16 protein-coding genes are annotated in these 12650 nt (G+C 51.8%); 6 read left to right on the top strand and 10 right to left on the bottom strand.

The annotated features are described in order from the left end of the window. Positions 1-186: 186 nt before the first annotated feature. The 4 genes from AB1656_10575 to AB1656_10560 are packed head-to-tail and all read left to right on the top strand — an operon-like array spanning position 187 to position 2439. The gene (locus AB1656_10575) at positions 187-408 is read left to right on the top strand and encodes a hypothetical protein (protein ID MEW6235820.1); all 222 of its coding nucleotides are present in this window, start codon (positions 187-189) and stop codon (positions 406-408) included. Continuing rightward, on the top strand, positions 405-689 hold the full coding sequence (locus tag AB1656_10570) for a type II toxin-antitoxin system mRNA interferase toxin, RelE/StbE family (protein ID MEW6235819.1): 285 nt from the start codon (positions 405-407) through the stop codon (positions 687-689). The genes AB1656_10575 and AB1656_10570 overlap by 4 nt, the downstream gene beginning before the upstream one ends. A gap of 46 nt (positions 690-735) precedes the next feature. Continuing rightward, complete coding sequence (locus tag AB1656_10565; GenBank protein ID MEW6235818.1) at positions 736-1524, top strand: isoprenyl transferase; 789 nt, start codon at positions 736-738, stop codon at positions 1522-1524. Between the two features lie 60 nt (positions 1525-1584). Next, positions 1585-2439 carry a phosphatidate cytidylyltransferase gene (locus tag AB1656_10560; protein ID MEW6235817.1) on the top strand — a complete coding sequence of 285 codons (855 nt, stop codon included), beginning with the start codon at positions 1585-1587 and terminating at the stop codon, positions 2437-2439. A gap of 77 nt (positions 2440-2516) precedes the next feature. On the opposite strand, the gene AB1656_10555 is transcribed toward AB1656_10560, so the two are convergent. From AB1656_10555 to AB1656_10535, 5 genes are all read right to left on the bottom strand, one after another. Then, positions 2517-3005, bottom strand: coding sequence for a cyclic nucleotide-binding domain-containing protein (locus AB1656_10555; GenBank protein ID MEW6235816.1), 489 nt, complete (start codon positions 3003-3005; stop codon positions 2517-2519). 200 nt (positions 3006-3205) lie between these two features. Further along, positions 3206-5074 (bottom strand): CocE/NonD family hydrolase, encoded by a 1869-nt coding sequence (locus tag AB1656_10550; protein MEW6235815.1) that lies wholly within the window; start codon positions 5072-5074, stop codon positions 3206-3208. A 68-nt stretch (positions 5075-5142) separates the two neighbouring features. Further along, on the bottom strand, positions 5143-5505 hold the full coding sequence (locus AB1656_10545) for a HepT-like ribonuclease domain-containing protein (GenBank protein MEW6235814.1): 363 nt from the start codon (positions 5503-5505) through the stop codon (positions 5143-5145). Further along, on the bottom strand, positions 5495-5839 hold the full coding sequence (locus AB1656_10540; GenBank protein MEW6235813.1) for a nucleotidyltransferase domain-containing protein: 345 nt from the start codon (positions 5837-5839) through the stop codon (positions 5495-5497). Before AB1656_10540 ends, AB1656_10545 begins: the two co-directional genes overlap by 11 nt. Positions 5840-5858: 19 nt before the next feature. After that, the gene (locus tag AB1656_10535) at positions 5859-6776 is read right to left on the bottom strand and encodes a PmoA family protein (GenBank protein MEW6235812.1); all 918 of its coding nucleotides are present in this window, start codon (positions 6774-6776) and stop codon (positions 5859-5861) included. 257 nt (positions 6777-7033) lie between these two features. On the opposite strand from AB1656_10535, the gene AB1656_10530 reads away from it, so the two are divergent. Together AB1656_10530 and AB1656_10525 are read left to right on the top strand one after the other, a co-directional pair. Continuing rightward, a complete protein-coding gene (locus AB1656_10530) occupies positions 7034-7495 on the top strand; it encodes a hypothetical protein (GenBank protein MEW6235811.1) in 462 nt (153 codons plus the stop codon). Between the two features lie 48 nt (positions 7496-7543). After that, positions 7544-7837, top strand: a complete 294-nt coding sequence (locus AB1656_10525; GenBank protein ID MEW6235810.1) for a transcriptional regulator — start codon at positions 7544-7546, stop codon at positions 7835-7837. A gap of 101 nt (positions 7838-7938) precedes the next feature. Here the strand turns inward: AB1656_10525 and AB1656_10520 are convergent, their stop codons facing one another. The 5 genes from AB1656_10520 to AB1656_10500 all read right to left on the bottom strand — a co-directional run bounded on the left by AB1656_10520 (position 7939) and on the right by AB1656_10500 (position 12480). Beyond that, entirely contained in the window at positions 7939-9936 is a 1998-nt protein-coding gene (locus tag AB1656_10520; GenBank protein ID MEW6235809.1) for a VCBS repeat-containing protein, read from the bottom strand. Between the two features lie 178 nt (positions 9937-10114). Then, a complete protein-coding gene (locus AB1656_10515; GenBank protein ID MEW6235808.1) occupies positions 10115-10798 on the bottom strand; it encodes a DUF1080 domain-containing protein in 684 nt (227 codons plus the stop codon). A gap of 247 nt (positions 10799-11045) precedes the next feature. After that, a complete protein-coding gene (locus tag AB1656_10510) occupies positions 11046-11384 on the bottom strand; it encodes a C-GCAxxG-C-C family (seleno)protein (GenBank protein ID MEW6235807.1) in 339 nt (112 codons plus the stop codon). 15 nt (positions 11385-11399) lie between these two features. Further along, positions 11400-11792: a NifB/NifX family molybdenum-iron cluster-binding protein gene (locus tag AB1656_10505; GenBank protein ID MEW6235806.1), complete on the bottom strand. Its 393-nt coding sequence runs from the start codon at positions 11790-11792 to the stop codon at positions 11400-11402. Positions 11793-11886: 94 nt separating this feature from the next. Next, the gene (locus AB1656_10500) at positions 11887-12480 is read right to left on the bottom strand and encodes a DUF134 domain-containing protein (GenBank protein MEW6235805.1); all 594 of its coding nucleotides are present in this window, start codon (positions 12478-12480) and stop codon (positions 11887-11889) included. Positions 12481-12650 lie beyond the last annotated feature (170 nt).

Here is a 12650-nt window from a genome sequence, read left to right as displayed (position 1 = left end):
CGCCTTTTGGGAGGGGCTAGGGTGAGGGGGCAAATCCTCAATGGTTTGGTATCAATCCAAACCTGAATTGCTCTAGTTTTACGGTTAAGACTTTTGCCCCGATACGCTTTATCTGGATAGCGCGCCTATCTCGTAAAAAGGTACGATTTTATTACTAGCGGTTAACCTTTATGAAGGAGTCTGTCGATGAACAACAAATGGAATGCGAGTTTTCAGGAAGTTTTGGATATCGTCGAATCGTTGCCTGAGCATCAGCAAGACGACCTTATTGACATTATTCGACGGCGACGCATAGATTTCAAGCGGGAAATATTATCAGAGAATATCAAAGAAGCGAGGGCGGAATTCGCAAGGGGAGAAATCCGCCGAGGAAACGCGAACGACCTAATGAAAGAAATCAAGGAATGAGAACGCTAGTCTGGGGGAAAACTTTTATCAGGGCTTTGAGACGCGTTCTCCGAAAACACCCGGCTTTTGAAAATGATATTGAAGAAACATTACGGCTTTTGCAGGAAAATCCTTTTGCTTCACCCCTAGCGACTCATAAGCTCAAAGGAAAATTAACTGGTTCATGGGCGTGCAGCGCTGGCATGGACATTCGCATCGTTTTTGATTTCATCAAGAGAACGGATCGACAAGAAGACGATATTCTCTTGCTTGAGATTGGCGCGCACGACGAAGTCTATTAGGATTGGAACTCGGTAGGAGAAGAGAAAATTTTCAAGGAGCAAAGTATTGTCCAACGCGATAGATATCGAAACGCTTTCGGAGCGTCAGCGGGAAGCGAAAGAGGCGGGATTGGATTTGAGCCGTCTGCCTCGGCATGTAGCCATTATCATGGATGGCAACGGGCGGTGGGCGCGTTCGAAAAAGAAGCCGCGCATCGAAGGGCATCGGGCGGGAATTCAATCGGTGCGGGAGATTGTACGCGTTAGCCGTGAGTTGGGAATCCCCTATCTGACGCTCTACGCCTTCTCCTCCGAGAATTGGAAGCGCCCGCGCGGCGAGATCAATTCCTTGATGATTTTATTGTGTAATTTCCTGAAACGGGAAATCGAGGAGATGCGGGAACGAGAGATTCGCCTGGAGGCGATCGGACGCATCCATGAACTCTCTTCGCCGGTGCAAAAGGCGTTGGAACGGACGCGGCTGGCCACCGCCGGTGGAACGAAAATGCAACTCTCGCTGGCGCTTTCTTACGGCGGCAGACAGGAAATCGTCGACGCCGCCAAAAAAATCGCGCAGGGCGTACGGGATCGGCAAATCCAGCCGGACGAAATCTCGCAAGAGATGTTCGGCGGCTTTTTAGGAACGGTGGGAATGCCGGATCCCGATTTGTTGATCCGCACCAGCGGCGAAATGAGAGTCTCCAACTTTTTACTGTGGCAGATCGCTTATTCTGAAATCTGGATCACTCCCACGTTATGGCCGGATTTCCGCCAGCTGCATCTATTCGAAGCCTTGCGCGATTTCCAAGGACGGCATCGCCGGTTCGGCGGCGTAGATATTGACGGCGCGATTTAAGCCTAGTACCTTTCCTACGAATTTCGAATTCCTTATCCCGTAGAATGGAAACCGAAGATTATGCACCTACGGCGCATTCTTACAGGATTGGCGTTTTTGCCAATTTTTCTCTTGGGGATTTTTTGGCGGCATGGGGATTGGGTGACGGCGGCGGCGGCGGCTTTCGCATTCGTCTATGCCCGCGAGGAGTTATATATATTATTGGAAGCGAAGCAGCGGCGCGAGTCAATGTGGTGGCAAAACCTCTGCGGCGCCTTGTTCTTCGTAGTTTGCGTTTATCATGACTTTTCTACTTCCTTGATTGCTGCTTTAAGACTGGCCGCAGTATTTTTCTTCTTTTGGGGCAGTTGTCTCATTACTCTTTCCCACACGGTCAAAGGCTCGCGCAACGAGTTCGCCGCCCACGGGCTGACGATGATTTACGTCCTGGCGCCATTGGCGTGTCTCGTCTATCTGCGCGGAATCGAGAATGGGCCGAATTACCTTTTTTTCCTGCTGGCCGTGACTTGTTTGACCGACATAGGGGCGTTCTACGGCGGGACGTGGTTGGGACGGCATCCTTTGGCTCCGGTGATCAGTCCCAAGAAAACCTGGGAAGGTTCGATATGCGGCACGGTCTTCGCCGCCGCCGCAATTCTGGGCATCGCCGCCTATCAAAGCGCGAAATACGGGCAGACGTTGTGGCTTTCGGGGCCGCATCGCTATATGGAAATATTAATAGTAGCGGTTATGATGTCGGTCATCGCACAAATCGGAGATTTATGCGAATCGGCGATCAAGCGCGACGCGGGGGTGAAGGATTCGGGCCGCTCGATCACAGGACACGGCGGCTTTTTGGACATGATGGATTCGCTGCTATGGGCGGCCCCGGCGATGCTGGTGTACGTGAAATTTTTCGTTACGGCGGCGGAATGACGACAACGCTGTCAAAGATTGTTCTTGATGGTCCTTGACAGTGCTTCGCTTGGATCCCGCTGTTATGGGGGCTAGGCTTATTCCTGTTTTACGTCGGATTCTTGCTTCACGTCGGATCCACTCAAATGCAGCGCCAGCCTCGATCGCGTTTCTCGCAAACGCCGGGAAATGGTTTCCGCTACTTTTATCATGACTAGGATGCCGGTATCCGAGTGCTTGAGCAACTCGGCCATAAAATCATTGCGGGAGATCTTCGCCAACCGCACATCCGAACTACAAATGGCAGTGGCCGTCATCTTGGCTCCTTCGAAGAATCCCGACCATCCCAGCAGGTCGCCGGGGCGCAGGATATCCGTTACTACAGGTTTGTCTTGCAGGGTGGAGGTCTGTAGAAATACTTTTCCATCCAAGACGAAATAGATATCCGTCGAATCGTCTCCTTCCTTGAAAATCGTTTCATCCTTCGCGCGCGAGAACGTCAATGATTTTTCCAGTAAATTGGATTTTTGCATGGCGGTTAAATCGCTCAACAGAGGTATATCATTAAATTCAATCTTGGACGTCATGGCGGCCTCCTTTAATTATTTAATGATTTCTCTTGGCATAAATTAATCGCAATTTGCTTCTATCCTGCAATAGAACCTAAAATCAGTATACCTTGGTATAGCCGATCGGCCAATTTTATTTTATCTTCGATTCCCCACATACGCCTTCCATCCGCTGGGCGCATCGCCTAGGCGATTGCCATTCGAATGATTTGAAATGTTTATTGTTGAAGTATTTTAATCTCCAAATGCGTCGGATGCGCTTTCGAATGGTAAATTTTGTTAGTGACGGCGACGAAGTCGCTTTCATCGGCTTGAAAGATGTTGGGAACGTACTTTTGCGGGTTGCGGTCGATGAAGGGGAACCAGGAACTTTGGATTTGGATCATCATGCGATGGCCGCGTTGGAACGTATGACAAACATCCGTCATTTCGAAGGAGATTTTCGTTATTTCTCCGGGCTTGAAGGGTTTGGGAAATTCATAACTGTCGCGAAAACGTCCCCGGAAAGGTTGGGCGCGAACCAGGAGTTGCGCTCCAGCGAGATCGGCGGCGTCTAAGGGATGGACGTCGATCAGCTTTATAATCCAATCGGAATCGGTTCCCGACGTAGAGACGAAAAGGCGCGCCCCAATCGGTCCCGCGATGGTTAAATCCTGTTCGAGCGGCGGCGTTTGATAAACCAGAACGTCGGGACGGCGGGCGGCGAAGCGCTGATCTTCAGCGTAAAATTCCTGCGCTCCACGCGGTGCGGGATTTGAGAAGGATATCTTCATGGAATAAGGAACGGGCTTGTTGGGATCGCTGATATAGGAATCGCATGTCTCTTTCGACTGTTTGGGAGTTTCGAAAGAGAGCGCGCCGCCTTCTTGCAGATAAAGCGATTTCGTCTCCGTCTTTTTCGGCGGCCAGGCGTCGAAGCGCCGCCAACGGTTGGCGCCGGTCTCAAACATCAGCGCTTCGGGAAGTTGGAGATCGCTTTTGTCATCCTTGAGAAAATGCTTGAAGAAAGTCAGGTCAACGTTTTCCTGGTAATAATTGGCCGTTTTGAATCCAAAATCGGCGTCGCTTAGAGATTGGCCGTCCATTCTGCTCCAGCCGCCGTGCGACCACGGCCCCATCACCAAGACGTTAAAAATTCCCTGATTCTTTTCTTCGATGGAGCGATAGGTATTAAGCGGGCCGTACAAATCTTCCGTATCGAACCAGCCGCCCACCACCATCACCGCCGTTTTGATGTTCTTAAGATGAGGAAGAAGATTGCGGGATTGCCAAAATTCGTCGTAGTTGGGATGCTTCTCGGCTTGGTTCCAAAAGTCGATTTCGCCGTGGAAATAATTTTTGTTGACGTTTTTCAGCGGTCCGAGATCGAGAAAGAATTGATAGTAATCCGTGACGTTGAGATCATATACCGGCTTGGGCCAATCGGCGCCAAGTTTTTCGCGTTTGACTCCCGTCGCGCGGAAAAAATTAAACGTAGGAAAAAGTGAAAAAGCGCCATGCAAGTGAAAATCGTCCCAAAACCAATCGGCGATGGGCGCTTGGGGCGATACGGCCTTCAATGCGGGATGGGAATCGATGGCGCCGCAAGAGGCATAGAAGCCGGGATAGGATATGCCCACAATTCCCGCCTTGCCGTTATGGTTTTCGATATGATTCAATAACCATTCGATGGAGTCGTAGGCATCGGAACTTTCGTCCACGTCTTGGTTGGTTTTCTTGTCGGAAACATGAGGACGCATTTCGACGTATTCGCCTTCGGACATGAATTTGCCGCGCACGTCCTGATAAACGAAAATGAAGCCTTCCTTCTCGAACTCCTGATGCGGGCTGATCGCGCTCATGTATTTGTCCGCCCCATAAGAGTTTACACTGTAGGGAGTGCGGCAAATCAGGATGGGATATTTTTGCGAACGGTCGTTAGGCGTATAAACCGCCGTAAAGAGTTTGACGCCGTCGCGCATGGGAATTTGGTATTCGAACTTGGCGTAATGGGAGCGAATGTAATCGGCTCGATCGTCGGCTTGAGAAGATAAAGATAGAATCGCAATAGCGCCAATGAGGCTGAATAATGTTTTATACGATTGCATATTATTTCTCCGTTTTCATTTTATAAGAGAAAAATTTATTTTCTTTCATGCCGATAAGAAAACAAATTTCATGAATTTTCTTCCGGCGGTTCTTTTGTATGAATTGCCTCCAATAATGAAATTAATTGCGGAACATTAAGGAAAGCAATATTCCATAAGAGTTCGTATTTGATTTCGCCGTATTCATGCGCCAAAAGATGACGCAAGCCGATGATTTTTGTCCAAATGATCTCTGGATGATGGATTTGAAATTCTTTGGAAATATTTCTCGCCGCTTCTCCAATAATCTCTATCTTGCGTTCTACGCCGCTGCGAAGCAGCTCATCGTTTTCGAAATGGTAAAAAGATTTCCCTTGTAGAAATTTCGTAATCCATTTCGCCGCTTCCAACATATCCCAGACGTATGAAATGTCTTCCTTTTTATCGCGCATAAATCACCTGCTTAGTACGGATGATTTCGCGGCGGCGGTACGGATTGCGCAACGCGGCGGCTTCCACCAAATCGACCTTCCGGCCAAAGATCGCTTCCATTTCCTCGATCATATCCATCCATTCGTAAAGTCCAATTCCGGAATAATCGGAGATTTTAACTAATACATCCACATCGCTGTCCGGGCTGAAATCGTCGCGCAGCACGGAGCCGAACAGCGAGAATTCTTCCACCTTCCATTTTTCGCAAAAGGCTTTGATCTTATCCATGTCGATAGGAATGTGCGGTTCCATGTTTTTATGAGATGGGCGGGTTGCGCTTCGCTTTGAATCCACCTTACTTTGATCGCATTAGCTATTCTTGAATCCAATTTTGATAGAGTTTAGCGATTTCCGCTTTTTCTACATCGCCCTCGTGAACAACGACGCGGTAGCGCAGGCGGTTGATTTCGTCTTTGAATAAGTCTACGGATCCATCCTCCAGCCAGTTCATTTCCGTGGGGGAGAAAAAGCCGTAATCGCGCGTGAACCATTTGCTGGGATGCCAGGGATTAGCAGGATGATCGAAGATGGCTAGGCCTTCCGTGACGCCGTTGCGGGTTCCGAAATAATCGCACCACGGCGCCTTGACGCCAAAGGTTCCTTTCTCGCTCTTATCGCCGTTGGCGTTGACGAGTGTTCCTCCGCCAGTTACTGCGAGTTCGGGAACCATGCGGGCGGAAAAGAGGGAGTGGTTGGTCTTTTCGATATGCGCGTCCATAAGGGCGGTAACCTCAACGTCGAAATCGATGATGCGCAGAGATTCGGATGGAGCGGTTATGGTGATGGTTCGTTCGTCGCGAAAAGGCGGCTCGGCGCCGGAACGTTTCCAAAGGCATTGATTCGTAATGACGATTTTATCTCCCTTGGCCTGCTGGCATTTGACGGTTTCGGAAACGATCTGGCCCCGTTCGTTGACGTCCTGCCAATAATTGCCGCCGTTGACGCGGTCGCAGCCGAAGAAGAGGGAGTGATGATGGGGGTACGGCTCCGAGGTTTCCGTCGTAACGCTCTCGCTGGAAGCGGGACCGTTGACGGGATAGAAATAGGGATATTTTTGTTCGGGACGGAAGCGGTATTCCGTGAATAGTATTCCATCGGCGAAAATCTGAATGCGATCCTCTTGCGCAACCGCTGTGAGGATTAGCGGTTCGGCGGCGGCTGTCATCGCCAGTCCCGCAGTTAGCGTCATCAAAACAAACAGAACTATTCGTTGCGTTCCCAACTTCTTCATGATCGAATCCTTTCTCGCTGAATAAATGTAAATCATCATACAATAGTACGGCGCGAAGATAAACCATGCTCCTTGGAAATCGGCAAGGCAATGTTTTATTCTTCCTCCCATAAATTTAACCACTTTTGGGCCTTCGATCTCTGCGGCGATGAATTTATTCCATAGTAATTATTGACATAAACCGGTTTATGACATAGACTATATTCCGTTTGAGTTTCCTTTATCCTCCATGGAAAACGAAATAAGGGAGGCGAGTCATGGCGAACAAAAAGAAAACCATTAAACATTTCGGCATGAATCTGACGGAAGAAGAACATGAGAAATGGCATAAAGACCATCCCCAAGGCGAATTGACGCCGGAAGAACACGATCAACTCATGGAACGGCTGGGCATGAACCTGACGGAAGCAGAACATGAGAAATGGCATAAGGAACATCCCCAAGGCGAATTGACGGCGGAAGAACAGGAACAACTTCGGGAGCGGCTGGGCGTCAGTGAAGCGGAACAACGCCAATGGCGCGAGCAGCATCCGGAGCATGAAGAAAACAGAAAAGAAGGGACAGAGAAGGCAATCAATCCCTTCGCCGTCGGAGGCGGATTTCTGGATTATTGCGTCAAGCAGGGTTGGCTGATTCGCGAAGGTTCTGGACGAAGTTCCAAATACTACGCTACCCCAGCCGGGAAACGGGAATTGGCGAATTTCGGCATCAAAGTATAACCAATCCGGAACCGTTCTTTTTTCCAATCTCTTTCCATGAAAAATGACTTGACGAACGACATCGATCGCCTGATCCATGAACCCGCCCGGTTGAAGATCATATGTCTCCTTTCCGGCGTGGAATGGGCGGACTTCGTTTCCTTGCGTCTGGCGCTGGAACTTACGCAAGGCAATCTTTCCGTGCATATCGCGCGGCTGCAAGAAGCTGGCTATGTTCAAATCAAAAAAAAGATCGTCGAAAAAACTACGCATACAACATACCGAATAACCAAAAAGGGGCGTCTGGCGTTGGCGCACTATTGGAAATGTCTGGACGATATACGCATACTATCGGAATCATGATGGCTTAAGTCTTTTGAACTCAATACCCCTTTTCCAAATCGTTAAGGGTGGGATCAAAGCGCAATCCCCCCTTCTTTTCATCATTCATCATTCATCATTCATCATTCCGACGGCCCTTTTTCCAAATACTCGCGGGAGAAGAAATAGACGAGGCCGTCTTCGGCGCCGAGAAGAAGATCGAGGCGTCCATCGCCGTCCCAATCGACAATGGCGGGCGATGTCGCATGGCCGCAGAAGGAGACGTTTTCTCCATGCTGGAGCAGGCTTCGGCGAAAACGGAAGCGGCGGTCATCGCCCGTATTTTCGTACCAGACGGCGACGCGCTCGTAGTCGCGGTAATGGGGGTCTTCGTGATCGCCCGCCTGTGTGCAGCCGCGAATAATATCGCGGTCGCCGTCACCATCCCAATCGGCGACGATGATGCGGGCGCGTCCCGACCGGCCCCCTACGCCGTTAGTGATGCGGATTGGCGCATCGTTTTCCAAAAGAAATACGCGCTGGGGAGCCTCGACGAGGGCGTTCGAGGGCTGGCCTGTTCCGGGGTAGAGGGCAAGGCAGCCTTCGGCGTCGAGCGTGATGAGGTCAAGCCGCCCGTCCCGGTTCCAATCAACGGCGGCGGGCTGGCAACGCCATTGCGTAACGAGGCGTCCGTCGTCCTTCCACCATACCCAGCGCGGCTTATAAGACCTCGCCGGTCCATTGGCAACGCGAAAGGATCGGGGGGGTTTGAGTTCGCCGCCGGGAATGCGTTCGAAGTAGGAACATAATCCCCAGATGTCGGCGAGAATCAGATCGGGCCAGCTGTCGCCGTCCCAGTCGCTGGCGACGGGACAGGTATAGCCGAAATGGGCTTCGCCGGGACCTTGGATGGAGCCGTTGGCGCCGCCTTTGACGACGATAGGGACGCCCTCAGCGGTTAATGGCGTTTTGGAATCGAAGCGGCGGTTTTTATCGTCACCGCTATTCGTGAAGAGCAAAACCTCGCCGTAAGAATTGCCGCTGACGATATCCAGATCGCCGTCTCGGTCCCAGTCGATGACGGATAGCACGGCAAGACAGCCCGCGTCGAGCATCGGTTCGCGGCAAGTTAAAGTTTCTTCAGCGGCGAAGCGGGGGACGGAATTTTCGTCGTGACCCAAACAGCGCAGCCATGTCGTTTCGCCGCTTTCCTGAAAGATGAGCAGATCGGGCAAAGCGTCCGCATTCCATAAGACCGCCAATGGATGGATGAAGATGCCGGGCAGATCGTAGGCGTCTCCGGCAAGGACGCGCTGGCCGCGCCGGAAGCGGGGCGAGGATTTAGTTCCAGTATTTTCGTAATAGGTCAATTGGGTTTGGCTGCCTACGATGAGATCGAGATCGCCGTCACGATCCCAATCGGCGAAGGTGGGATCGGGGCCGCCGTAAACTTCGAGAGGAACGCCGTCTGCGAGCAAATAACCTTTATCTTTCCAGACAATCGATCGGCGTTGGCGTTGGCCAAGAAGAAGACGCAGCGATTTTCGCATGGCTCCACCCTTCCAAATGCCATCCAGCGTGTAAGGCGGCTCGTCCTTCTTCCAAACGGCGGACGAAGGCCAGACGGCGTCGGGCGCAAGATCGGCGGATAGGAGAAGATCGGGAACGCCGTCGCTGTTGACATCGGCAATAGCTCGGACGGAATCGGGGAAGCGGGGAATCTTTTCCCCATCGGCGAATTGGAAGCCGCCCAGGTTTTTGCGCCATTGTCCCGACTCGATGAGATCGGGGCGGCCGTCGTTGTTCCAATCGTAGGCCAAAGGGGCTTTCGTCAAAGGCAGTTTTCGAGGTATGGAGAAGAGAGCTTTTTCCTGGTTGCCGATATTTTCATAAAGATAGACGCCCGCGAAGACGTTCTGAGCGCCGCCGCCAATGGAATAGAAGATCACTATGTCCATATCGCCATCGCCATCGAAATCCGCCGCCGTTCCGCCAGGATTATATCCGCCCCACCAAGGGCCAATCTCGCCGCCCCAGCGCAAAGGCGCGCCGCAGCCGTTAGGAGCGCCCCAGCCGGGAGTCTGCGCGGGTGCAGAAAGGGGGTAAAGAAACAACGTGAATATGGGAAGAATGAATTTCATATCCGTCATCCTTTAATAACTTGGACTCCGGCGAATATATCATTCAATGTCGAAAAAATCTTGCCCTTGTTAAAAAGCAGGGTAGGCTCAAAGCGAAGCGTAGCCCGCCATCAAGGTTAGAATGGGGGGGGCTTGGGCTAGGTTTTTTCTGCCCTTGAGCCATTCGATTGATTACGCATTATTCCCGTGTGGTTTCATCGGGAATGCGGAGGCGGATGTTTTTGAAATCGACGCGGCTGAAGGGATCGTGAGCTTGGAGGGCGATAAAACTTTTCATAGGAGCGGGAAAAGTCGCCTCTACGACGGTCTCGCCGCTAATGGCAAGAGAAATACTTTCTCCGATGGCGGCAATTTTCATTTCGAACCATTCATCGTCGCGAGAAAGAAGACTCCGTGCGCGGACGTGGTTGTATAAACTGCCGGTGGGATTTTTGGGATCGTGATTATCGACCTGGGATTCGAATCCTTTAGGCCAGGGCCATAGGCTGCGCGCATGGGGCGAATGAAAGAAGACGCCGCTGTTGCCGTTTTTGCTTACGCGAATATCGAGCGTCAAAACGAAATCCCCAAAATCCTCGCAGCGCGTCGCCAGATAGCCCAATCCGCGCCGCACGGTGAGGACGCCGTCCGCCACCGTCCAACTTCCCAAGCCATGAACGGCCCATCCCGATAAATCATGTCCGTTGAATATCTGCATTTCGGACCCCGGCTTGCTTTCCCGGACGAACGCCTTTATTTGCTCTTCGAAAGCAAGATGGCGCGGGGAAAACGTAACGCACGTCGCAACGCCGAGAAGCGCCGCGAGCACTAATAAGGCAAACGATGCGGCGAGTATTTTTTCCCTCATTGGTACGCGATTCATTTCGTATATTTCTCATAAGCCATGAAAATCAATGGCAAAAAGATATTGCCCTTGTCGCCCTTCCGTCAAAATTATACGGTTTGCCATTAGATTTGAAGTGAAACCGGCATCATTGAGGGGAGGGCGAGGCTCTTGCCGAGCCGCCTAGAACCGGGGGTGGCAAGGGCAAGGCGTCAGCCTGCCCTTGAGGAATCAATCAAAGGCAGACTTCGTCTTGCCTTTGCCACCCCGCCAAAGTCATTTCATATCACTTGCGGATTTTTTCGATCAGGTCGGCGGCGACGCCAACGCATTCCATGCAGGATATTCGTTTGAGTTTTCGGATTTCGCGGCATTTCGCCGACCCGGCCGCCGCCGCGAATTGGTTTTCCAGATTTTGCGCGCTTGACGCATCGTCCAGCAGCGCCCGCCCTGCATGCAAGGCGCCGCAGCGTCCTTCGTCCGCTTTTCCGCGGCCCAAGGCGGCGGAGGCGTCGATCTGTTCCTGCGCCACGCCGTATTCTTCCCGAAAAGCGATCAAAATCGCTTGGGCGCAGTTGTATTTTTCAACGCCATGGAAAAGCTGCATAGCCTTCTCTCGCTTCATAAAAAGCCTCCTACTTCACAGATGCGAACACGAGTTCGTATGGCTTAATAGCAATTTCCCTTTTGCGTAAAGGCTTGCCGCTTCTTCCACGGCGTCCTCTTTGCAGAATACCGGCGCGATGTTGCGCGACAACAAGTCGATAACCAACCGCCTGCCCATTCCCCGGCTAATCAATGCCTGGCAATCCTCCAGCGCTCTTAAAAGGCCGTCATGGCTGTGGCTGTGGGAATCATGGCTGCGTTCGGCGCCATCGGCGCACAATCCCAACGCATGAGCCGTATGGATATTCTGCCGAACCTCAACCCGCTTTACGGCATCCTCTACAACATCGAATACGACGAAACTCCGGCAGCGGCCGGTATGGGCGGCGATGATCTTTCCATCGTCGGAAGCAACGGCGAATCTCATTTTTTATTTTCCTTTCCGAATTTCCAACCTGCGCTTCGCATGACATTGTTCTTTGAAGAGTTGGAGGCGTGCGATTGCGCGCCCCCTTGATCGTTCATGATTCCGTCGTTGGCGCCGATGGCTGCGTCTTTGGGCCTTGCCCTCTTCCGCCTTGGCGTCCGCAGCCTCGTCCACGGCCTTGTCCTTGCCCCCGGCCTTGTCCCCGGCCCTGTCCTTGTCCGCCCCCTTGTCCCCTGCCCCTTCCCATCCCGGCGCCGCCTGCCGGGCCGGACGAGTCCTCGTCCGCCATGCGATGCAAATTGGCGCTGCCGCATTTAGGACAAACGTCCGGTCTGCCCGTTCCGAAAGCGGCATCCCATTCGTGGGAGCAATCGGCGCATTGAAATTTTCGTTGGTTCGTCATTTTAACGATACCTCCTTCTATACATAATGCCTTACCGTGAATTAACGCGGACGTCACCTTGCGGCGCGCCGCCTCGACAATGCGGCCGAACGTAGCGCGGGATATTCCCATGCGTTCGGCGGCCGCTTCGTGGTACAATCCTTCCAAATCGCAAAGCCGCATCGCCTCGAGTTCGTCCAAGGATAGGATTTCCTCCTCCAATTCCCGAACCGGAACTCCTCGGGGCTTGTAATAGACGGCATTAGGATGCTGGGCGATCAAGCGGCATTGTTTGGGTCGAACCATTTTCCGAATCCTTAAATTTTTCTCGTTTCTGTTATGAGTATATGCTCATAATGAAATTTTGTCAACTCCCGTTCGAGAGCGCGGACCTCCCCGTGTGATTTATCGGCTTTATTTTTCCCCCAAAAATTGATACAACCTATTCCGGTAGGCGTTTCTGTATAAGACGATGT

The organism is Candidatus Omnitrophota bacterium (assembly GCA_040755155.1).
GTDB lineage: Bacteria > Hinthialibacterota > Hinthialibacteria > Hinthialibacterales > Hinthialibacteraceae > JBFMBP01.
This window is presented reverse-complemented; position numbering and strand designations above follow the sequence as displayed.

Bases quoted from the DNA above. Each gene is read 5' to 3' on its own strand.
- AB1656_10560 (MEW6235817.1), top strand. From the start codon at position 1,585: ATGCACCTACGGCGCATTCTTACAGGATTGGCGTTTTTGCCAATTTTT.
- AB1656_10535 (MEW6235812.1), bottom strand. From the start codon at position 6,776: ATGAAGAAGTTGGGAACGCAACGAATAGTTCTGTTTGTTTTGATGACG.
- AB1656_10530 (MEW6235811.1), top strand. From the start codon at position 7,034: ATGGCGAACAAAAAGAAAACCATTAAACATTTCGGCATGAATCTGACG.
- AB1656_10500 (MEW6235805.1), bottom strand. From the start codon at position 12,480: ATGGTTCGACCCAAACAATGCCGCTTGATCGCCCAGCATCCTAATGCC.
- AB1656_10545 (MEW6235814.1), bottom strand. From the start codon at position 5,505: ATGCGCGATAAAAAGGAAGACATTTCATACGTCTGGGATATGTTGGAA.
- AB1656_10520 (MEW6235809.1), bottom strand. From the start codon at position 9,936: ATGAAATTCATTCTTCCCATATTCACGTTGTTTCTTTACCCCCTTTCT.
- AB1656_10575 (MEW6235820.1), top strand. From the start codon at position 187: ATGAACAACAAATGGAATGCGAGTTTTCAGGAAGTTTTGGATATCGTC.
- AB1656_10505 (MEW6235806.1), bottom strand. From the start codon at position 11,792: ATGAGATTCGCCGTTGCTTCCGACGATGGAAAGATCATCGCCGCCCAT.
- AB1656_10515 (MEW6235808.1), bottom strand. From the start codon at position 10,798: ATGAATCGCGTACCAATGAGGGAAAAAATACTCGCCGCATCGTTTGCC.
- AB1656_10550 (MEW6235815.1), bottom strand. From the start codon at position 5,074: ATGCAATCGTATAAAACATTATTCAGCCTCATTGGCGCTATTGCGATT.
- AB1656_10555 (MEW6235816.1), bottom strand. From the start codon at position 3,005: ATGACGTCCAAGATTGAATTTAATGATATACCTCTGTTGAGCGATTTA.
- AB1656_10510 (MEW6235807.1), bottom strand. From the start codon at position 11,384: ATGAAGCGAGAGAAGGCTATGCAGCTTTTCCATGGCGTTGAAAAATAC.
- AB1656_10570 (MEW6235819.1), top strand. From the start codon at position 405: ATGAGAACGCTAGTCTGGGGGAAAACTTTTATCAGGGCTTTGAGACGC.